This is a genomic window from Acidobacteriota bacterium (assembly GCA_026393755.1).
In the GTDB taxonomy this organism is placed as follows: domain Bacteria; phylum Acidobacteriota; class Vicinamibacteria; order Vicinamibacterales; family JAKQTR01; genus JBAXOX01.
Genome location: JAPKZO010000006.1, coordinates 64,030 through 85,511, shown reverse-complemented (window position 1 = coordinate 85,511; position 21,482 = coordinate 64,030). Strand labels below are relative to the sequence as shown.

The following is a 21,482-nucleotide window of genomic DNA, read 5'->3' as shown; positions in this document are numbered from 1 at the left end:
GTGCCAGTGGATTCCTGCCCTCTGAACAGCGGGGTTGGTGGTGAACGACATCCGATCTTCCAACCTATGGCGGTCGCCGACTCACCCCGACGTCAGGAACGTCATCTGGGCGTCGGTCGTGCCGTCGCTGGCGCTCTTCCTGCTCGTCGTCATGCTGACCTTCTTCGCGGGCACCGCGTCGGAAAGCCGGTTGATGCCGCTCGCGCTTGCGGGGTGCGTGGCCTCTGCCGCGGCTTCGACGCTGGTGGCCATCCGTCTCTCACGCCAACTGAGAGAAGTGGTGCGGCAGCGGGATGCCTTCTACCAGGAATTCGCGCGGTTGTCGAAACTGGCGTCGCTCGGTGAGGCGTCCTGCAGCATCGCACACGACCTCAATAACCCGCTGGCGATCATGAACGAAGAGGCGGGCTGGATGCAGGATCTCCTCAATGGCGCGGAGTCGGACGACGCGGTGACCCGCAGCGAGTTCTCGGCGTCGGTCGAGCAGTTGCGGATGCAGATCGGCCGCTGCCGAGAGATTGCCCGCCGAATGCTCACCTGGACCCGGGACCCCGAGGAGCCGCCGGGCCAGGTCGACATCAACACTCTGCTGACCAAGACCCTGTACCTCGTCGAAACCGATTTGGTCGCGACCGGCGTCCGTGTGATCAAGCATCTCGATGGCACGTTGCCGCTGGTGCAGGGACACGCCGCCGAATTGCGACAAGTGCTGCTCCATCTGATGAAGAATGCTCTCGATGCCATGAAGGGTGCCGGCGGCACGCTGACGATTACGACCGCGCGATCGGGCGATGCGGTGCGGGCGAGCATCTCGGATACCGGACCGGGCATCGCTCCGGATCTGCTCGGGCGGATCTTTGAACCGTTCTTCACCACCAAGGCCCAGGAACAGGGCGCCGGCCTGGGACTGACGATCAGCACGTGGATTGTTCAGCGAAGCGGCGGCCGGATCGATCTCGACAACGCGCCGGGGCAGGGATGCGTGTTCCACGTGACACTGCCGGCGGCCCGGCCGGGCGTGTCACCCCCGAGTGCAGGAGGAGCCCATGAGAGTCGTGAAACTGCTGCTGGTCGATGACGAGGCAAGGTTCGTCGAGACGCTCTCGAAACGGTTGACAGCCCGCGGGTTCGAGGTGGAAGGCGCCCTTGGCGGACCGCAGGCACTCGAACTGCTCCGCACGCGGCCAGTTGACGTCGTGTTGCTCGACGTATGGATGCCGGGCATGGACGGACTCGAAGTGCTGAAAGAGATCCGGCGACTGCACCCCTCGGTGAGGGTCGTGCTCGTGAGCGGCAATGCCTCGATCACGGCGGCCGTCGAAGGGATCCGGCTCGGCGCGTCCGACTACCTGCTCAAGCCTGTCGACATCGAAGACGTCCTGGTCAAGGTCGAAGAGGCGTTCGAGAAGAAGACCATTGAGGAAGCGGACGGGGCCAGTTGAAGTGTGGCAGGGCATCGCCGTACGGCGTTGGATACGCAGGTTGTCCGGACGGGATCGGTGGCGTCCGGTCGAGGTCCGGAAAGACTCGAGAGCCTCGCTGTCGCTGGACTACCTGACCTTCAAGGACTTGACGACGTCCAACGACGAGCTCCTGGAGACCATCGCCGACATCGAATGCAAACTCGAGGGTGATACCGCGTTTGGCATGGCGTACCTCCGGAATCGAACCGTCGTCTGCGCGACGCACACCTACCGGATGATCATCTGCCTCGACAAGCTCTCATCGCGACGGTACCAGGAGCTGCACCCGGCCTTCGCGTCGATGCAGAAGCGCCTGGAAGCCATCCTGGACCGCACGCGGCCGGCCTCGCCAGGCCCGCCGCGTCTGGTCTATCAGCTGTCGGAGGTCGACGGCTCGTCAGCCGCGAGAGTCGGCGGGAAGAGCGCGAATATCGGCGAAATCAGGAACCGCGTGCCACTGCCGATCCCCGATGGGTTCGCGGTGTCCACCGATGCGTTCGCCGCCTTCCTGGACCACCGGCGGTTGGGCAATGACATCCGGGCTCTCCAGCTGAATCTTGAACCTGAAGACCCCAACGGCCTGCACGAGGTCAGCCAGCAGGCCCAACAGAGGATCATGTCGAGCGATCTGCCCCCGGAACTGGCGGAGGCGATTCTCGCAGGCTACGACCAGCTGAGTCGGACCATCGGGTACGAGCCTCGCGTGTCGGTGCGATCCAGCGCGGTTGGCGAAGACGGAGAGATGTCGTTTGCCGGCCAGTACACCAGCGTGCTCAACGTCGATCGGGCGGGACTGATCGAGGCCTACAAGGAGGTCGTGGCCAGCTTGTACTCTCCCCAGGCGATGTTTTACCGCGGCGTGCACGGCATCCCGGACGACGACCTCCCCATGGGTGCGCTCTGCATGACCATGGTCGACGCCGTTGCCAGCGGTGTCGCCTGCTCGGTCGATCCCAATCGGGCCGCGTCCGACACGATGCTGATCAGCGGAGCGTGGGGTCTCGGTGTGGGTCCGGTGGGCGGCTCTGTCAGTCCGGACACGTGGGTGGTGTCGAGGACCGGAGATCCGACAATCCTGACAAGGCGTCTGGGCTGGAAAGAGACGCGGATCGACCCGTCGGCCGGCGGGGGCGTAGCGCCCACGGCGGTCCCGGCGGGAGACTGCCAGCATTTCAGCCTGTCGGACGTCCAAGTGCAGGACCTGGCCCGCCTGGTTGGGCAGATCGAATCGCATTACCACTGTCCTCAGGAGATTGAGTGGGCTCTCGACCGACAGGGACAGTTTGTGCTGCTGCAGACGAGGCCCCTGCAGACCACCGCCGAGGAGCGACCGGCGGCGGTGCTGGACGGCGAGATCGATGGCCATCGACTCCTGCTCACGGGCGCCGCGGCGTCGCGGGGCTGCGGAAGCGGCGTGGTCCATCGGTTCACGGAGAGAGACGACCCCGCAACGTTTCCGGACGGCGCGGTTCTGGTGACTCGGCATTCGTCTCCGCAGTTCGTCAAGGTCATGGACCGTGCCTCCGCCATTGTGACCGACATTGGCGCCACGACCGGGCACATGGCGTCACTGGCGAGGGAATTTGGCGTGCCCGCGGTGCTCGACACACGCAACGCCACGCGGATGCTCGCCGAGGGTGTGGTCGTCACCGTGGACGCCAACGGCGGCGGAGTGTATGAGGGGCGCGTCGAACGCCTGCTGGCCTCCAGCGGCGGGGCCCAACGGCGGAGCGTCGTGGGAACCCCGATTCATACGATTCTGCGCGAGGTGGCCACGGTGATCGTGCCACTGGCGCTGACCGATCCCCGCAGCCCGCAGTTCCACCCGCGCGAGTGCCGGAGCTTTCATGACATCGCGCGGTTCGTCCACGAAAAGGCGTTCGAAGAGATGTTTCGCATGAGCGACCGCGTCACCAGCGCGAGCGAGAAGGCGACCAGGCTGGACGAGCGGCTGCCTTACTTGGTGTACCTGATCGATATTGGAGGCGGACTGCGCCGGGCGCCGAGCCCGTGCGTGCGACTGGAGGACATCCGCTCCGAGCCCATGCGCGCCCTGCTGCAAGGCATGATGCACCCGGAACTGCGCTGGTGGGAGCCCCGGCCGATCTCCATGTCGGGGTTTCTGGCGGTCGCCACCGAATCCATGCTCTCACCAGGCGGAGGCGACGGACAGCGGCGGCTCGGCGACCGGAGCTACGCCATCGTCGCCGAGGCGTACTGCAACTTCAGTTCGCGCGTCGGGTACCATTTCGCCGCCGTCGACGCGTACTGCTCCGAGTCGCGGTCCCGCAACTACGTCAGCTTCAGGTTCAAGGGCGGTGCCGCCGACGATGGGCGTCGCGCCCGGCGGTGTGAACTCATCGGCGAGATTCTCAGGCGTCTGGATTTTCAGATCGAGTGGAACGGCGATCTGGTGAACGCTCGACTGCTGAAGTTCCCGCGCGATGCGACGCTCCGGCGGATCGACCAGATCGGACGTCTGATCGTCGCCACACGCCAGCTCGACATGCGCCTCGGACCCGGCACGCCGATTGCGTGGTACGTCGATGCGTTTTTCGCGGAGAACTACCTGTTCGAGCCACCTGGCCGCGAGATGCCGTCCGGGCAGGCCTCGGCCTCGCGCGAACCGTAGCGGGCGCGCCAAAGCCGTGTGATTCGCGGCCAACGGGTCGAACGCAGTTCTGGAGACCAGGCAGGAGCCTGGGGAAGGAGCGTGGAGCGATGTCCAGCCAGGTTCGTGTGCTACTGATCGATGACGAGACCGTCTTCCTCGATTCCATGTCGAAGGTGCTCCGCGCGCGCGGCTATCTGGTTGGCGTGGCCCGCGACGGGGCTGCCGGGCTCGAGGAACTCGGCATCCACGACTACGACGTTGTCGTGCTGGATCAGCGGATGCCCGGGATGGACGGCGTGACCACGCTCGACCACATTCGCAGCACCCACCCGATTCTCCCGGTGATCATGCTGAGCGGCCAGGCGCAGATGGCGACGGCGGTCGACGCCATGACCCACGGCGCGGTCGATTATCTGCTGAAGCCGGCGCTCGTCGAGAAGTTGTGCGAGCGGATCCAGACCGCGATGGAAAAAAAGACGCTGCTCGAACACCTGCCGCGCTGACGGGGGGAGTCATCAGGGTGGCGTGTCGGGTCCGTACCGGCCGGCAAGGAAGTCGTCAGCCACTTCGGCCACACGCTCGTCTGAGGTCATGGCCGCGTCCATCTGGCGCATGAACTGCAACAGGCGACCCAGCATCTCCACGGCGCGAAGCGTATCCGCAAGATCGTGGCGGCGATAGTTGGCATCGACCAGGTCGGCGGTGACGTTGGTCGAGAAACCCAGGTGGCGGAGGATCAGCGCGATGGCCTCGACGCGACGCCGGCGACGCACCTCTCCGGCGGCACCCCCTTTGAAACGGAACGAGACCGAGTTCTGGCTCGCCACGCCGCCGGCATAGGCGTCGACCGCGCTGAAGTGGAAGCCCACCCGGGTCGCCAGATTCACATATCGGTCCGAGATGATCGCGTAGCAGGGATCCCGCAACGTGTCGTCCTCGTGGGGGTTGGCCAGAGCCTGGCGCATGAAGACATCGAGCAGGCCCTTCGTGTCGATGGCTCGCGGCCCGAACCTCGGGATCGAGGGATGCAGCATCCCATCGACGAGCGCGGCAAACGGCGCCGACACGATCTCCCTCCGTCGCACCTTCCGCGCCCCGGGCGGTGCGGCCAACCCGCCGCCGAGATCGATGATGTAGAGGTCAATGGGCAGAAAGACGTCGAGGATGGGAGATTGGGCGTGGAAGTCGCCGACAAGCGTACTGAGGCCGAACATTTCCCTGAACGAGCGTTCGTGTACGTATCGGGCCACATCGTGAAGGCTGGCACAGGCCATCGGCGTAAACGAGTCATCACGCACGTCGATCAGCGTCAACGGCACGACGAACCGGGCGATCTCTTCCAGCGCCGAATGCCCCCGGCTCTCGGGCCTTGCCGCCGGTGGAGCGGGTGCCTGCTCCAGGAGTACGTCCACGCGGCCCGCGTATACGCGGCACCGCGTGGCGTCCACGGTCACCATGCTGCCCGGCGCCAGCCGTGCGGTCGCCGTCCCGGCGCCTACGATGGTAGGCACGCCGTATTCGCGCGAAAGCGACGCCATATGGCCGATGGCGCTGCCGACGTCGGTGACAATGGCAGAGGCCCTGCGCATGATGCGGACGAACTTCGGGCTGGACTGGACGGCTACCAGGACGCCGCCCTCGGGAAAATCGTCGAGGTTGTCGTCGGGGAGCGCCGCCACGACGGGACCCGCGCCGGCGCCGGCAGAGGCGGTCATCCCTCCTTCCAGTAACAGGCCGGCCCCCTTCACCGCAGGCACGTCCCGGGAGGTTGCCGCGGCCTGGGCCGTTGCCGGGCGGCTTTGCAGGATGACAAGCCGGCGGTCGCGATCGAGGGCCCATTCGACGTCCTGGGGACCGCCGAAGTGCCGCTCCAGTTCGATGGCCCACCTGGCAAGTGTCGCGACCTCCGGCTCAGTCAGACACGGGCGCTCCTGGTCGCCGGGAGGCACTTCGTCCTCGACGACCCCGCCGGCTGGATGGCTCGTAAGGCGGACCACCTTCCGGCTCACGTGCGTGGTGATACGGCCGTCGTCTCGGGAGACGACATGGACGTCGGGATCGATGCGACCGTCAACGATTGACGGTCCCAGTCCCCAGCCGGCATGGATCAATACGCTGTTGTGGTGGGTGCCGATCGGATCGGTGGAGAACGCGACGCCGCTCGCGAGCGGCTCCACAAGTACGAGACACCCGACGGCGACCGCCACGTCTGACTCGTCGATCCCCATCTCGCGGCGATAGCACTCCGCGTTGGCGCCGAAGGCACTGGCCACCACCTGGCGGTAGGCGTCGATGAGATCCGGCTGACGGATGTTCAGCAGCGTCAGGTACTGTCCGGCAAGCGAGAACTCAGAGTCCTCCTCGACGGCGCTCGATCGCACGGCCAGCGGCGGCGCTTCGCCGCCTGGCGCCAGCGCCTGGTGGGCGGCAAGAACACGCTGGGCCATCTCCTCCGGCACGAGCGTGTTAAGGATCCGTTGTCGTGCCCCTTCGGCCCCGGTCGACGGGTCGTCGCCTCCTGGGTCGCCCGCTCCGCGCGGGTTCGCGTCGGCCACGCCGGCCGCTTCGATCATGCGATGGAAGGCCGCGACCGTCACCACGAAGCCATCGGGCACGGGCAGCCTCAGCACGTTCCGGATCTCACCGAGCACCGCCATCTTGGTGCCTGCCAGCGGCAGCGCGGATCGATCGAGCCGGTCGAGCGGAATGATCCAATCATCAGGCAGGTCGGGTTCGGTCATGGCGCGGCACGACGACAGCCGCTGTTCCAGACGGGTCAGCACCAGATCGAGCGCCTGATAGCGCCGGCCCGACACGGCGTTGAGGGCTGCGACCATCCGGTGGGCTGACGTCAGGGCGGTCACCACCTGCGCGCGGATCCAGCGGAGGGTGACAACAGAGCGGCGCTGAAGTCTCAACTCCATCGCCGCCACGACCTCCAGCAGGTCGTGATTGGCAGCCAGCAGGTCGCGGAAGTGGAAGTAGCGGAGTCTCAGCTCGGCGAGCCGGCTGTCGTAGTCGATTTCTTCAGGACGACGGAGGCCGATGATCTCGAGAAACGTCACCAGCCGCGACCAGACGGTCTTCATGAAGCCGGTCGCGACCCTGGCAGCTCAGGAGGCGAGTCCGGGCCGGCAAGACGCCGGGCGCGCGTCTCGAGCGCAGCCCCGATGACGGAGACCAGGTCTGGAACGGTGCACGGTTTGGTCAGGTAGGCAAATGCGCCGAGCTTCAGCCCTTCCTGCTCGGTCGACTTCAGCAGATGCCCGGTCAGGATGATGACCTCGAGGTCCGGCTGGATTCGCTTGAGCTCGCGAAGAGTCTCGATTCCGTCGAGGCCGGGCATCTTGACGTCGAGAATCACGATCTCAATCCCGCCGCGCAGGACCGCACGCATGCCTTGCGCTCCATCCGACGCGGTCGACACGTCGAAGCCGCGAAAGGTCAGGAGTTTGTCGACCGTCTCCCGGAAGGCGTCTTCGTCGTCGATGAGCAGGAGCCGAGGACGACTCATGAACTGGATCCTGCCGGTAGCGTACCACCGATCGCGGGTGACCCGGTGGCCGAGGGCCCGGCCCCAGGCGCGTCGCCCTCCTCAGCAGGCCGCATCGGCAGGGTCAGTGTGAACGTCGAGCCGACGCCGAACTTGCTGTCGACGGTCAAGCTGCCATCCATCTGCTGGACCAGCCCATAGCACACGGCCAGGCCCAGCCCCGTGCCCTTCCCGACCGGCTTGGTCGTGAAGAACGGCTCGAAGATGCGCGGCAGGTGCTCCCGGGCGATGCCGCACCCGGAATCGGTGATGGCGATTCGGACGGTGTTCCCGGCGCGGCGAATCACGACCTTGACGTCTCCACCCTTGCCTTCCATCGCGTCGACCGCGTTGTTCAGGATGTTCAACAGAACCTGCTGAAGCTTCGAGGATGACATCAGCAGCATCGGCAACGGCACTGGATTGGGATGGATCTCGAAGTGGACGTTCTCCGAACGGGCTCGATGCTCGATCATCTCGATCATCTCTCCGACCAAGCCCTCCAGGTTCGTGCTGACGCGCCCGGAGTCGGTCCGCCGCGAGAAGCGAAGCAGGTCGTGCGTGATCAGGCGGCACCGCTCGACCTGATCGCCGATCTTCCGGGCGGACGCGATCACCTCCGGCACGTTCTGCGCGGCAAGCCCCTCGTCAGTCACCAGGTCCAGGATCCAGGTCCGCAGCGTTTCAATGTTGGCGAGCGGGTTGTTGATCTCGTGGGCGACACCGGTTGCCATCTCCCCCACGGCTGCCATTTTCGAGCTGACGGTCAGTTGAGCGTGCAACTCGTCGGTCTGCTTGTCGATCTCCCGCACATGACGGACGAGCCAACTGGAGATCGCCAGCGCCGCCACGACCACGCCCACCAGACCAATCAGGATGATGATCGTCGACGTCCACATCGCGCGCTGCAGGGGCGCGAACGCCTCGGCCTTCTCCTGCCGCACGACGAGCATCCACTGGCCGGCGGCCGTCCAGACGTCAGAGTACAGGTACGCCCGCCCGCCAGCCGTCAGTTCGGCCGAGCGGACACCGCCGTGCGCGCCGACGAACGGAAATCCGGATGGATCGAGCAGGCGGCCGGCCCAGCGGGTCTTGGTCTGATAGAAGCCCTGCCGGTCCAGCAGGAACGCCTCGCCGGTCGTGCCGACCCTGATGCTCTCGACGAGCTGACTGATATAGTCGGTGCTGAGGCTCGCGCGCAAAATCCAGTAGCCGCCTGCAATCCGTCGCTTGACCGCAATGATGAAGTGCGGCACGCCGCGATAGCCCAGGAACAGATCGCTGATGACCAGATCGCGGGTCCGGAGGAGCTCGAACCAGGATGTCTGGCCGTAGTTCCGGCCCTCGAGGCCATAGGGTCCGACGTACTTCAGGTGGTTGCCGCGATCGTCGATGATGCCGAGGTCGGCATAAACACCGGACCCCTGCTGGAGCACGGCAAACACGCGATCGAGTTCGCCCGACTGGAGTTCCTCGAGCGAGTAGTGATCGGTGATCGCCTGAAGCTCGGCCTGCAAGCGCTGCACGAAGGCATCGATTGAATGGGCGTGGTTGAGGACGACTCGTTCCTGCTGATCGAGGACCATCTGGCGGGCGTAGCGCTGGAACTGCACGTACGACGCGCCACTGACGACCAGCAGCGGGACCAGGCAGGTCGCCAGCATCGTGCGGAGCAGGCGCCGATGGAGCGGCGCGTAGTCACGGCTGCCGTCGGGCATGGTCACCTCCCTGGCTGCTGCCCCCGGACAGGGCCTCCTCGGTTGCTGGGACCGAGCCAGCCAGCCGCTTCGAGACCTCACCCAACACGGTCCGGCCGCTCCCGGTCCTGGCGGCCCACACAGGCCAGCCGGCGCCGGCGCCATCGATCAGCACGACCACGTAGCGCGTCGGCACCAACATCGCATGGACGATCCCGAAGACACCAACGGCCAGCAGCAATGGTCCGGTCACGCCGAGTCGGGCTGACAGAAGCCAGGCGACCACGCTGATCGCCATCCCGGTGAGGGCCTCTCCCCAGCGGAACGAAACCCGGCGCTCGACGCCGGCGATCTCGGCGTACCACTGGGATTCCAACGTCTCCTGGACATCGGACCGAGCGCGCCCCGACGGCGAGGCGCCGTCGTGGAACCGCCAGCGGAACAGCCGGCGCTCGGTGGCATAGAGGCTGCCCGCGATCTGTCCGGTTTCGGCGAACGGCGATTCGGGCAGTCGCGCGTGACCCTCGACCCAGTGGTGCTCGGCGATGATCGTCTCACCGGGCATGAGTGTCGGGGCGATCTTGCGCCGTCCCAGCTCCGCCAGCGCCTGCTGGCGCTGCCGGGCGTAACGCTTCGGACTCAGGTCGCCCAGGGCGAACCGTGCGGCCAGCCCCGAGAGCGCCGCATCCTCATCGACACGCCGTCCACCGTCACGACCCGGGTCATTCGTCACTGGGGTACTCGCCCGGGGACACGCTCTTCGCCCGCAATCCGGGGACCGTGGAGATGACGGCGGCCACGATGAGCAGGAACCATACGACGAAGGCAAACCACGGATCGAACTCAACGAATGTCGAGTCTACCGCGTAGTAGATCAGCACCCCATAGAGCACCAGGTTCGCCAGCAACTGTGTCGGTTTCTTCATGGCTGCTCCTAGCCGATCAGGTGCGTGCGCATGTACGCGAAGTACACGACGGTCGATAGTGTCATCGACACCACCAGCAGGACCAGGGCAAACGCCCACATGTTGTCGAGGAGTTTCTTCATCATGTCCGTCTTTACCCGCCAGTCGTCACGTTGTGGACCAGCAGCGGAACCGCCCACTCCGGTACCCATCGGCCGCGGTTGGCTCGATAGGCAAAGTAGACCAACGACAAAATGAACAGACAGAGGAACACCATCTGGCCGAGCGTGATGATGACCGAGATGGCGGTCAGCCAAGCCAGTTTGCCGCCCATGAGCAGATTGACGAGCGGCAGCCCGGCACCCAGAGTGGCGAGCGCCAGCGAGAAGGCCAGCATGTACCGAATCGCCGGGCCTCGGACAAACGCCGTCGCGATGGACCCGAACTGCGCTCCGAACATCGCACCGCAGAGCATGAAGAGGACCGCCACGAAGTCGACGTTGCCCTCTATCGAGTGCCGCAAGCAGCCGTAGGCCCCGGAAAAGACGATCTCCACCAGGTCTGTGCCGACCGCGATATGCGTTGAGGCGCCCACGATGTAAACGAGGGCCGGCACACGAATGAACCCGCCGCCCACTCCGAGAAAGCCGGCGAGCACGCCCGTAATGACCCCGACCAGCACGATCACCCACATCGACACGATGACGCGCGCGACGCGGCAACGGACCAGCGGCGCCAACGGCAGGCCCTGGAACACACGGGGCAGTGACGACGTGCTGACCTCGCGGGCCAGCGTCTTGCCCTCGCGCACCATCTCGGTCAGCCGCCGGTGGGATCGCAGCGTCTCCCGCAACGTGTAGACGAACAACGTGCCCATCAGGAGAACCGACGCGCCGAGCAGCGCAACGGTCGATAGCCCGAGGTGCTTGAAGTAGCCAAGCAGCCGAATCCCCTCTTCGACTCCGAACATCGTGCCCGCCACCATGCTGAGGGCAAGGATCCAATCCACGTTGCCCAGCTGCCGGTGCCTGACGGTCGACACGATGCCCTTGCCAGCGATGTGGGTCATATCGATGCCAGACGCCATGTAGCCGGGGAACCCGAAGACAATCAGTGCAGGAGTCACCATGTACCCGCCACCGACACCGATGAAGCCGCCGACGATGCCGACGGTGAAGCCGGTGAAGACCAGCAGGATCCACGGCGCCTGAACGCCAGCAATAAGGAACTCGAACATGGCACGCCCTTCCTAATGCCCGACACTGTGGTCAATCTTCTGGAACTTGAGGCCCACCAGATCCGTGAAGCCTTCGGCAAGGAACCCGAGACAGAGGCCGACCAGCCCGACCATGATGAGGTTCCAGAGCCCCGCATACGGGTTGGTCCGAATGTTCTTGTGCGTAAACCCGTCGCGGAACTTGAACCCCTTGGCCTCCTTGATCTGCCAGGGCACGCTCACCACGAGTTGTCCCCGGTCGAGCCGGACCCGAGTCCCCTCGTCCACCGTGGCCAGATCGACCACCCCGTTAGTGCCTTCCGGCAGGCGACTGCCCTTCGTGACACGGGCCGCGCGCAGCCCCCTGACATCAGAAAACGCCCCGATCGTCAGATAGACCGGTTGCTCGCGGGTCGCCTGTTCGAAGCCCTTGGTGTTGACCGCATAGCCGTCCGCTCTGGACTCGAAGTAATACCAGCGAACCAATTGACCGGAGGTGTAGGTATTGATCGCGTAGGCGCCAACCACGATGGTGGCGACCGCCCAGAACAGGAACTTGATCAGTGCCCGCCAGCGGAATTTCGTATGCATGCAAACCTCCTGCGACGGCGCGGTTGGCCCCCTCAGGCTTCCACGTCGGCAAACAGCGCGAGATCCAGGGGGAGTTTCACCCCCCGGAAGCGGTCCGCCTCCTCAGCGAATCCTCATGCCGTAGAACGACCGATAGACGAACACGGCCGACACGATGAAGAACGCCGCCGCCAGCGTGCGCGTGACAGAGAGACCCGCGTCCATGCCCAGCTTGACCGCCAACTCCACGGCGAGCAGGCCGAACAGCGTGGTGAACTTGATGATGGGGTTCATCGCCACCGACGAGGTGTCCTTGAACGGGTCGCCCACCGTATCGCCGACCACGCAGGCCGAATGCAGGGGCGTGCCCTTCTCCTTGAGTTCCGTCTCGACGATCTTCTTGGCATTGTCCCACGCGCCGCCCGCGTTGGCCATGAAGATGGCCTGGAACAACCCGAAGAGGGCAATCGAGATCAGGTACCCGATAAAGAAGAACGGCTCCAGAAACGCGAAGGCCAGCGTCGAGAAGAACACCGTCAGGAAGATGTTGAACATCCCCTTCTGCGCATACTGGGTGCAGATCTCGACGACTTTCTTACTGTCGGAGACCGACGCCTTCGTCACGCCCTCGAGCTTGATGTTGGCCTTGATGAACTCGACGGCCCGGTACGCCCCGGTCGACACGGCCTGCATGGACGCGCCGGAGAACCAGTAGATGACCGATCCTCCGGTGATAAGCCCCAGCAGGAACGGCGGGTGCAGCAGCGACAGATTGGTCACCAGTTCGGGCTGCAGCCGGTTAGTCAGCAGGAAGACGATCGAGAAGATCATCGTCGTCGCGCCAACCACCGCGGTGCCAATCAGCACGGGCTTGGCCGTCGCCTTGAACGTGTTGCCGGCGCCGTCGTTCTCTTCGAGCAGGTCTTTCGCCCGGTGGAAATCGACATCGAAGCCGAAGTCCTTCTTGATCTGGGCCTTCACGCCGGGAATCTGTTCAATCGTCGAGAGTTCGAACACCGACTGCGCATTGTCGGTGACCGGGCCGTAGGAGTCGACCGCGATGGTCACCGGCCCCATGCCGAGGAAGCCGAACGCCACCAGGCCGAAGGCGAACACGGCCGGGGCAATCATCAGCGCGCCGAGGCCCATCGTGCTCACGAGGTACGCCGTGCCCATCAGCACGACGATGACGATGCCGAGCCAGTAGGCGCTGAAGTTGCCCGCGACCAGCCCGGACAGGACGTTGAGCGACGCGCCGCCTTCGCGCGACGCCTTGACGACTTCCTTCACGTGGCCTGACTCGGTGGAGGTGAAGATCTTGACGACCTCGGGGATGATGGCGCCAGCCAGCGTGCCGCACGTAATGACCGACGACAGCTTCCACCAGAGTGTGGTGTCGCCGGCGAGATCCGGAATCAGCAGGTACGACGCGATGTAGGTCATCGCCACCGAGATGATCGACGTGAGCCACACCAGCGTGGTGAGGGGTGACTCGAAGTTCATCTTGTCGACCGTCCCGAAGCGCGCCTTCGCGATCGCGTTGTTGATCATGTAGGACAGGCCGCTCCCGATCACCATGATGATGCGCATCAGGAAGATCCAGACCAACAGCTGCACCTGCGCGTCCGGCTTCACGGCCAGCAGAATGAACGAGATCAGCGCGACGCCCGTCACGCCGTAGGTTTCGAAGCCGTCCGCGCTCGGGCCAACCGAGTCGCCCGCGTTGTCGCCCGTGCAGTCCGCGATGACGCCGGGGTTGCGCGCGTCGTCTTCCTTGATGTTGAAGACGATCTTCATCAGATCCGATCCGATATCGGCGATCTTGGTGAAGATGCCGCCGGCGATGCGCAGCGCCGCCGCGCCGAGCGACTCGCCGATGGCGAACCCGATAAAGCACGGTCCGGCGTATTCCCCAGGGATGAACAGCAGGATGCACAGCATGATGAACAGTTCGACGCTGATGAGCATCATGCCGATGCTCATGCCGGCCTGCAGCGGGATGTGGGAGATCGCAAACGGCTTGCCGCGCAAGGACGCGAACGCGGTGCGGGAGTTGGCGTAGGTGTTGATGCGAATGCCGTACCACGCGACCCCGTACGACCCGGCGATCCCGACCAGGCTGAACGCCAGGATGATCAGGACGCGCTCGATCGGGAACTGCATCAGGAAGCCGTAGTAGAAGGCAATGACGGACCCGATAAAGATTTCGAGAATCAGGATGAACTTGCCCTGTTGCAGCAGGTACGTCTTGCACGGCTCGTAGATCAGAGCGCCGACCTCCGCCATCGACTCGTGCACGGGCTGCTTCTTGATGTCGTGGTGGATGTAGTAGCCGAACAGCAAGCCGCCCACGCACACCAGCAGCCCGAACATCAGCAGGGTCCGGCCGTCGGTCCCGAGAAACTTCGCCTGGGACAGATCGGGAAGGATGAGGCTGGCCTCGCCGCCGCCATGGTGCTCGGCGGTGGCCTGAGGCGGTTCGGTTTGTGGCGCCGCCCCGGCCGGGCTGACGGCGGCCACGGCCAGCAGAACCCCAACGACAAGACAGAGACCCGACAGCCGGAGAACACGGAGCGGCAACCTCGACGTGCTGATGCGGAGAAGAGACGGACAGTTCATCGCTATTGACCCCCTGATATCGACTGACAACAACGAGCGCGGGCGGCGCCCGCGCGAATCAAGGGGGCTGGCTGCATTGGGCCTGGCGCGGCCCGGTCTGGCCTCGGAGCGTGCGACTACGCCCCGAGCCCCGCGAACAACTCGATCGCCACCTGCTTCACGCCGGGCACCTTGGCCACGACGGCCCGGACAAAGGCTGTCTGATCAGGCGCCGACAAATGGCCTCTCACCACCACCGCTCCGGCGTGAGCGGTCACGTCCACTTCGAGATCCACGGTTGCCGGCGTCACCGCCAGGTTGGCCTGGATCCGGCTCGCCAGCGCGAGATCGTCGATGGCGGCTCTGGATTCCGGCGTCTCCTGGAAACACTCCTGCCTGGCCATCGCCGCGATGATGTCGCACGCCTGAAAGATGTCCAGACGCTCGAGATTCAGGACGAGGTCGTAGAAGGACGCGTCGCGCCAGTCAACCTCATAGAGGTACTGCGTCCACATCCGCCGGTCCTCGTCCATCTTCTGGATATAGGCGGACGCCTCGGCTTCGCTCATCTTCAGGCGGGTCTGGACGGCCTCCAGGCGAAAGGCCCGCGGGGCGATGATGCGCACCCGCATGACATGACTGATGCCCTCGAGCAGCAGGTGCCCGGCGTTTCCGTGGTAGACCGCATTGCCGGCCCTGACCTCTTCGGTCAGCGCCGCCTGGATCAGGGCGAGGTACATGTACTTCGTGTGCTTGAACCGCTCCCAGAGTGTGGGAGGCTTCTCGAGCGCATCCCGGAGATCGTTCTCGGACGCGCCGTACGCGGCCGCTCCCGTGACGATCACGTCCCGGTCGATGCACCGGTAGCCCAGTCGGCTCGCCACACATTCGGCGAGCCTCGTGCCACCGCTAAACGACCCTCTCGAGATGGTGATGACCGCCATCGCCGTTTCTCTCCTCTCAACCCTGACGCCGGGCACGCCGGCGCCCATGGCGCGCCCGCGTCTCGCATCCGGCCTGACGTACGCAACAACTCTCGAGCCGGGTCGGTCGCTCAGCCAGGCGACCACACAGCCATGCTCGATCGAGATGAGGCAATCCTTCCGCATTCAAAGGGGGGGCCGAAGGCGGAGAGCCAGGTGACGGCATGGGCCCCTCCTCCGGGAGCCGACAGACACGCCCGAGACACCAGCCCGTGATCGACGGGCCGACCGCCAGGTTTCCCTGGTGGCGCCCTAGCTCGGCCGGGGGCCTCCTCCCGGCAGACGCGCGGCCGCGGTCGACAATGCCAGGAGGACCGGTATCGGCCAGAGCCTAGAGCGGCGGGAACGTCCTGTCAAGAGAAGTCATTCAGAATCAGTTATTTATGACAATGCCCACAGAGTCTATGGATTTAATGGGATATTAGGCGTCATGCTGAATTGACAGCATCTGCGGCTTGCGACGTGGCTGTCACTCGATGGGACGCGACGGTGCGTTGGCGCTCCCTCGTGTCCGAGAGCAGCATCCTGAAGGCAGGTGCATCATGGCGGCGGACTGAACACCCACGCAGCAGTGGACCTCCGATCAGCTCGACCAGTTCGCTGACCAACGGCTCCTCCACCCACCGGCGAAACTGAACAACGTGCTCGCACGGTCGTCGGCGGAATCGGTCCGCCGCTACGTGCTGCGACAACGGGCGGTCGGTGCCCGAACTGGCGTCCGTCACGCTGTCGGCGGACGTCGGGTTGCGCCGCCTCGGCCATCGTAATAGCATCTACGCTCGGAGAGCGTCTGAGTTGACGGCGGCCGTGGGTCTTTTCTTATGGAGCCAGGGGGCTTCAGACCCCGGGTTGCCCGTCTAGACCACAAGGCCCCCCGTTGCGCTCGGAGGGACGGCATGGAACGCCAGACTCGAATCTTGGTTGTGGATGACGAGGAGATCGTGGGCAAGCGGCTGCTCGTCGCGTTGAAGAGCAGCGGCTACGACGTCGACACGTTTGTGGATCCGAAGGCGGCGCTGGCGAGAATCGCCGAACAGGAATACGACATCGTGGTGACGGACGTGCGTATGAAGGATGTCGACGGGATTCAGATCCTCGAGGCCGTCACAAAGCGATCGCCGCGAACGAAGGTCGTGCTGATTACGGCGTATGCCACCATCGAGGTCGCCCGCGAGGCGGTGGCCAAGGGCGTATTCGACTTCATTCCCAAACCGTTCAAGGTCAGTGAATTCCTCGACGTGATCGCCAGGGCAACCGCAGGCGCCGGGTTGTGACACCGGCCGTTTGAGCGAGCCCCCACCGGCGGAGAGATCATGGTTCCAGTCGAGCCGCAGCGTCCGTCTCCTTCGACGCTCCCCCGCGAGTCCCTCACGGAGTTCTCCGACGGGACATCACATCCCGGGCCCCTCCTCCCGGACGACCGCGTCGAAGTGGAGTTCCAGAAGGCGTTATTGGATCGGCCAAGTCTCGGCATTCGTCTGCGTCTCGTACTGGGATTCCTGATCATTGTCGCCGTCACCGCCGGGATCACGGTGACCTCGTGGCTGCTGCTGTCGTCGGTCGAGCGTCGGCTGCGGGTCCTGGTCGTGGTCGATCGCTTGACCATCGAGGTACAGCAGGCCCGGCGCTTCGAGAAGGACTACTTCCTTTACGGAACGAACCTCCCTGACGCGTTGGACCACGCCCGCCAGGCCAGACAGTTGCTCGTGTCACACATGAGGACGGGAGAGCCAGACGCCACGCTCGGCAACGAAGGTCTGGCGGCGTTTGTCCACCAGGTGGACCGCTACGAAGAACTGCTGGCGCTGCTGTCGGCGGGTGGCCGCGATGCGGCCCCGAATGCCGGGAATATCCGGCGTGGCGAACTGGAGGCGAGCGTCCGCGAACACGGCGCTGGGATCACCTCGACCGTGCTTGATATGGCCACGAGTGAACGCCGCTCCGTTGAGAACATGTTGGCCGTGGCCAAGCGTGTGCCCATGGTGTTCCTGGCGGTCAGTGTGATTCTGACGCTGGGAGTGGCGAACTTCCTCGCTCGTCAGATGCTCGGGCCCCTGACCCGGCTGGTTCAGGCCACCCAGCGCATTGCCGCGGGCGACTTCTCCCCCCTCGCGCCCGCCCGCCGGTATCGAGACGAATTCTCGGACCTGGCAATGGGCATCAACCGCATGACCCACGAACTCGAGCGGCGGTACCAGATCCTCGTCGAGTCACAGAAGCTCAGGGCGGTCGGGACGTTGACGGCTGGCATCGCTCACGAGTTGAACAACCCGTTGAACAACATCACCCTCACCGCCACGACGCTCAAGCAGTTTCGATCGAAGCTGAACGAGGCTGAGCATGGTGAGATGCTCGATGATCTGGTCACCCAGGCCGACCGGGCCCAGGCGATCGTTCGAAACTTGCTCGACTTCACGAGACAGAGCGAGGCGCGGATGGAACCGCTCGACCTGCGGCGACTCGTGGACGACGTCGTCTCACTGGCGCAGACCCAGGTCAAGTTCACGGGGTCTTCGGTGGAAGTTGACGTGCCGCCGGATCTCCCCACCGTGCACGGCGACCGGAACCTGTTGAGCCAGGTGTTCCTGAATCTGCTCCTGAACGCGCTCGACGCGGTGCAGAAGGGCGGCCGCATCCATGTGTCGGCCCGGAGAGCCGCCGAGCCCGGATTCGTGTCGGTGGACGTCGGTGACAACGGTTCGGGTATCCCCGCGCACATCATCGGATCGATCTTCGACCCATTCTTCACCACCAAGGCCACGGGTCAGGGAACGGGACTGGGTCTGTCAATGTCTCGAGGGATCGTACGCCAGCACGGGGGAGAACTTCGCGCCCAGAGCGTCGTGAATGAGGGATCCACGTTCAGCGTGTTGCTGCCGGTGACCATGGTGGTCGCCGATTTGTCGTCCCCTCCCGCGCGGGGCGACTGCTCCGGAACACCGGAGGGCGGTCAACGGCCCGCCTAGCGTGTTCACATATGTTGGACACGCTCCGCGCTCGACGCGTCGTCGGCCGGTGAGCAGGCCTGCATCAACCGAGTCTGGATACTCATCCTTTGACGATGGGCCTTCACCACCAGATACAAGATCATCGCGAGGCCCGATATTCCTGCCAGGAACAGGAGCCCCTTGCTGACGGAGTTGAGGTAGGGGTCGTAGGATGGATGCATCTCGATCTTGCCGAGCTGGCGCAGGTAGACCGGAATGGCAATGAGCCGGCTGACGACGCAGACGAGGATCACCACGCCCGTGACCATGCGGATCATCACCTCCCGAACGACCTTCGTGCCGTAGACGCCGATGAACACCCCGATGAGCGAGCCCCCGTACAAGAGCAACGTCAGGCGGACATCGACCAGGCCCAGCCAGGCGTAGTTCAGCGCGCCCCACGCGCCCATGTAGACCGCGAGGTACAGTTCCGTGCCAGCCGCGACCGTCGTGGGTACGCCAAACAGGTAGATCATCGCCGGCACACCGAGGAATCCACCAACGCCGATCGTCCCCGCCATGTAGCCGACGATCAGGCCCACCAGCGTCACGACCCACAACGAGACGTGGGTTTCCGACACCCGGAAGTCGATCGTGGGTGGCAGACGGAGATTGGCGACGGCCTCGGCCATCCGCGAACCTGGGCGGCCGCTGTTGTCGCCACTGCGGAACGAATGGACCACGTCCCGCAACATGGCAATCGACACGGGCGTCAGGCTGGCAACGAAGACCACGCTGATGTAGAGATCGCCGGCCGCGCTGGACGACTCGCCGTGGCTGCCCGATGTCTTGAGCAGCATGCTGTTCAACCAGACGGCGATCTGGATGCCCAGCGCGGAGGTGGCGAGCATGAACAGCGCCAGCTTGCGGTCGACGTTGCCGAGTTCCCGGTGGCGCCGCGATCCCACCAGCGCCTTGCCGAACTTGTGCGTGATGTTGCTGGCGACGGCGATGGCGCCTGGCACGCCCAGGTTCATCATGCCGGGCGTCATGAAGAAGGCGCCGCCGCTACCGATGAAACCCGACAGGACGCCTCCAATGAACCCGAGCAGGACGACCTGGATCATCGTGAACGCGTCGAGCGGAATGAACCCGTCCAGTCCAGCCATCATAGAACACTCTCCTGATACACGGGCCACTCCCCGCTAGTCGAAGCCCAGGAGCTTCGTGATGCGGCTGACGCACGCGCCATAAACGAACGCGAACAGCGGCGTTCCCACGACGACGGCGGCAACCGCCAAGACGCGTTGCGGACCCGTTGGTCCGGCCGAGAGGAAGCGGACGACCGCTTCCTGGTTGGTGAAGACCAGCGCGTAGGTGAGGGCCACCAGCACGAGGCCGGCCAGCGCCGCGACGGCCTGGCGCGGTCCGAACGCCAGCCGCTGCCGCAAGTCCTCGATGCCGACAACCGGCACGCCAAGATGCTCGGCAATGGCGCTCCGAAGTTCCCGAGTGAGACGGCCCCGTACCGTCTCCGGCTTCGACCTGAAGATATCGCCCACGATCACGAGGCTGTACTTGACGCCCAGGTCGAGCGACGTGGGCAACTGACTCGACTTCAACGTCATGGTCTCTCCGGAACGCCCCTCCCGGAGCAGCGCCCCGAAGGTCGCAGCCATTTCCTGGTCCCGGTGGGCGGCCGGGGCGACCGCGGGTTCGATCGTGTCGAGAATCACGCCACCGTCGTCTTCTGCCTCCGACGACGGGACTGCGTCCAAGGAGGCGATCCTGACGGCCTCGAGATTCACCGGATCCCCCACGGCATCATCTGGCGCATCATCCGGGGCCAGTTTCAGGAGTCCGACAGCGGCGTCCCAGCGCCGCGTCAGGTCCACGACCTGCGTGAAGGCCGCCGACTCGGGGGAGAAGGCCTCCTCGATCCACAGCACCATCGTGCTGGCGATCGCGCAATGAATGTCGCGGATGCCCGGGATGTCGGTCAGCGCCTGGCGGATGACTGGAGCGAGATGTGCCTGCTGGGGCATGTGCCTGACGCTCAGCACGCCGCGACTGGCTCGAACGGTGACATCAGCCGATCGGGTGCGCGGATCGACGCTCAGCCTGACACGCGCCCGGCTGCCCAGCAGGAGATCAGCGATCCGTTGTTGGGACACCGGCGTCGGCTTGAACTCGGGCAATTCTGCCATGGCACACACGGCGGCCGCGGCGTTGCTCACTGACACGTGTTCCAAGTTGACGACGAAGTCGTAGTGGGAGGGATCCGACCAGTCGACGCCGTACAAGAAGTCGACCCACCTGACCCGGTCGGTGTCGACATCGTGGATATACTTCTTGGCCGGGTTCCGCCCGATGTTCATGCGCGACATCGCGGCGCGGATACGGAATTCAGGGTCCGCCACGACCCGGACGCGGAGCACGTGCGACACGCCCGGGAGGAGAAGGTGGGCGGCGTGTCCGTGATAGACCAGGTCGCCGCCCTGCGCCCGCTCGCAGAGTTCGGCCGTGACGCAGGCCAGGTACGTGTCCCGTTCGCGGGCGAAGCCACGCAACGACGCCGGGGCCTTCATCATCGCCGCCTTCAGCCGCGATACCGGCACACCCAGCTTGCGGGCGGCCTCGCCGACGATCTCCGAATCGAGGCATTCGCTTCCGAGCTTGCGCGCCAGTTCCTCGGCAAGCGCGCGGCCGCCGCTGAAGGTCCCGCGGGCAATCGTCACGATAGGCATACAGTCTCCGGATCGCGCGTGGAGGGCGAACTGAGTCTCGGCGGGGGACGTGGCTCGGCGGCGGCTTCTGTGGGGGTTCGCCGTCTCGAAGGCGACAGCCGCGCAGTACTGGTATCACGGACGACACCCAAGATCAAGCTGCCGATGCGTCGAGGGCGTGGAATGACTGCCCCAATCGCGGGCTGCGGGCGGGACCGCGACGGTGTTCTCCGCAGACCTGGTGGCGAGGC

The 21,482-nt window shown here is 65.0% G+C and carries 17 protein-coding genes; 6 read left to right on the top strand and 11 right to left on the bottom strand.

The features are described from left to right. Positions 1-40: 40 nt before the first annotated feature. From NTV05_02710 to NTV05_02695, 4 genes are all read left to right on the top strand, one after another. Positions 41-1,078, top strand: coding sequence for an ATP-binding protein (locus tag NTV05_02710; GenBank protein MCX6543307.1), 1,038 nt, complete (start codon positions 41-43; stop codon positions 1,076-1,078). Continuing rightward, the gene (locus NTV05_02705; GenBank protein ID MCX6543306.1) at positions 1,047-1,442 is read left to right on the top strand and encodes a response regulator; all 396 of its coding nucleotides are present in this window, start codon (positions 1,047-1,049) and stop codon (positions 1,440-1,442) included. The genes NTV05_02710 and NTV05_02705 overlap by 32 nt, the downstream gene beginning before the upstream one ends. Before the next feature lie 40 nt (positions 1,443-1,482). Beyond that, positions 1,483-4,095 (top strand): PEP-utilizing enzyme, encoded by a 2,613-nt coding sequence (locus tag NTV05_02700; GenBank protein ID MCX6543305.1) that lies wholly within the window; start codon positions 1,483-1,485, stop codon positions 4,093-4,095. Between the two features lie 89 nt (positions 4,096-4,184). Next, complete coding sequence (locus NTV05_02695; protein ID MCX6543304.1) at positions 4,185-4,580, top strand: response regulator; 396 nt, start codon at positions 4,185-4,187, stop codon at positions 4,578-4,580. A gap of 12 nt (positions 4,581-4,592) precedes the next feature. Here NTV05_02695 and NTV05_02690 read toward each other — a convergent pair whose 3' ends face one another. The 9 genes from NTV05_02690 to NTV05_02650 all read right to left on the bottom strand — a co-directional run bounded on the left by NTV05_02690 (position 4,593) and on the right by NTV05_02650 (position 15,539). Further along, positions 4,593-7,166 carry a PEP-utilizing enzyme gene (locus NTV05_02690; GenBank protein MCX6543303.1) on the bottom strand — a complete coding sequence of 858 codons (2,574 nt, stop codon included), beginning with the start codon at positions 7,164-7,166 and terminating at the stop codon, positions 4,593-4,595. Beyond that, a complete protein-coding gene (locus tag NTV05_02685; protein MCX6543302.1) occupies positions 7,163-7,591 on the bottom strand; it encodes a response regulator in 429 nt (142 codons plus the stop codon). Before NTV05_02685 ends, NTV05_02690 begins: the two co-directional genes overlap by 4 nt. After that, positions 7,588-9,327, bottom strand: coding sequence for a sensor histidine kinase (locus NTV05_02680; GenBank protein ID MCX6543301.1), 1,740 nt, complete (start codon positions 9,325-9,327; stop codon positions 7,588-7,590). Before NTV05_02680 ends, NTV05_02685 begins: the two co-directional genes overlap by 4 nt. Beyond that, complete coding sequence (locus NTV05_02675; GenBank protein ID MCX6543300.1) at positions 9,308-10,039, bottom strand: hypothetical protein; 732 nt, start codon at positions 10,037-10,039, stop codon at positions 9,308-9,310. Before NTV05_02675 ends, NTV05_02680 begins: the two co-directional genes overlap by 20 nt. Continuing rightward, the gene (locus NTV05_02670) at positions 10,029-10,232 is read right to left on the bottom strand and encodes a hypothetical protein (GenBank protein MCX6543299.1); all 204 of its coding nucleotides are present in this window, start codon (positions 10,230-10,232) and stop codon (positions 10,029-10,031) included. Before NTV05_02670 ends, NTV05_02675 begins: the two co-directional genes overlap by 11 nt. A 133-nt stretch (positions 10,233-10,365) precedes the next feature. Next, entirely contained in the window at positions 10,366-11,448 is a 1,083-nt protein-coding gene (locus NTV05_02665) for a sulfite exporter TauE/SafE family protein (GenBank protein ID MCX6543298.1), read from the bottom strand. A 12-nt stretch (positions 11,449-11,460) separates the two neighbouring features. Then, complete coding sequence (locus tag NTV05_02660; GenBank protein ID MCX6543297.1) at positions 11,461-12,018, bottom strand: hypothetical protein; 558 nt, start codon at positions 12,016-12,018, stop codon at positions 11,461-11,463. Positions 12,019-12,120: 102 nt separating this feature from the next. Beyond that, positions 12,121-14,616 (bottom strand): sodium-translocating pyrophosphatase, encoded by a 2,496-nt coding sequence (locus NTV05_02655; protein ID MCX6543296.1) that lies wholly within the window; start codon positions 14,614-14,616, stop codon positions 12,121-12,123. A 116-nt stretch (positions 14,617-14,732) separates the two neighbouring features. Then, positions 14,733-15,539 carry a cytidylate kinase family protein gene (locus NTV05_02650; protein ID MCX6543295.1) on the bottom strand — a complete coding sequence of 269 codons (807 nt, stop codon included), beginning with the start codon at positions 15,537-15,539 and terminating at the stop codon, positions 14,733-14,735. A 935-nt stretch (positions 15,540-16,474) separates the two neighbouring features. Here NTV05_02650 and NTV05_02645 point away from each other — a divergent pair. After that, positions 16,475-16,852, top strand: a complete 378-nt coding sequence (locus tag NTV05_02645; GenBank protein MCX6543294.1) for a response regulator — start codon at positions 16,475-16,477, stop codon at positions 16,850-16,852. A gap of 39 nt (positions 16,853-16,891) precedes the next feature. After that, entirely contained in the window at positions 16,892-18,544 is a 1,653-nt protein-coding gene (locus tag NTV05_02640; protein MCX6543293.1) for an ATP-binding protein, read from the top strand. 5 nt (positions 18,545-18,549) lie between these two features. Here the strand turns inward: NTV05_02640 and NTV05_02635 are convergent, their stop codons facing one another. Beyond that, positions 18,550-19,677 carry a sulfite exporter TauE/SafE family protein gene (locus NTV05_02635; GenBank protein MCX6543292.1) on the bottom strand — a complete coding sequence of 376 codons (1,128 nt, stop codon included), beginning with the start codon at positions 19,675-19,677 and terminating at the stop codon, positions 18,550-18,552. Positions 19,678-19,710: 33 nt separating this feature from the next. After that, positions 19,711-21,252 carry a cytidylate kinase-like family protein gene (locus NTV05_02630; GenBank protein ID MCX6543291.1) on the bottom strand — a complete coding sequence of 514 codons (1,542 nt, stop codon included), beginning with the start codon at positions 21,250-21,252 and terminating at the stop codon, positions 19,711-19,713. Positions 21,253-21,482: the final 230 nt, after the last annotated feature.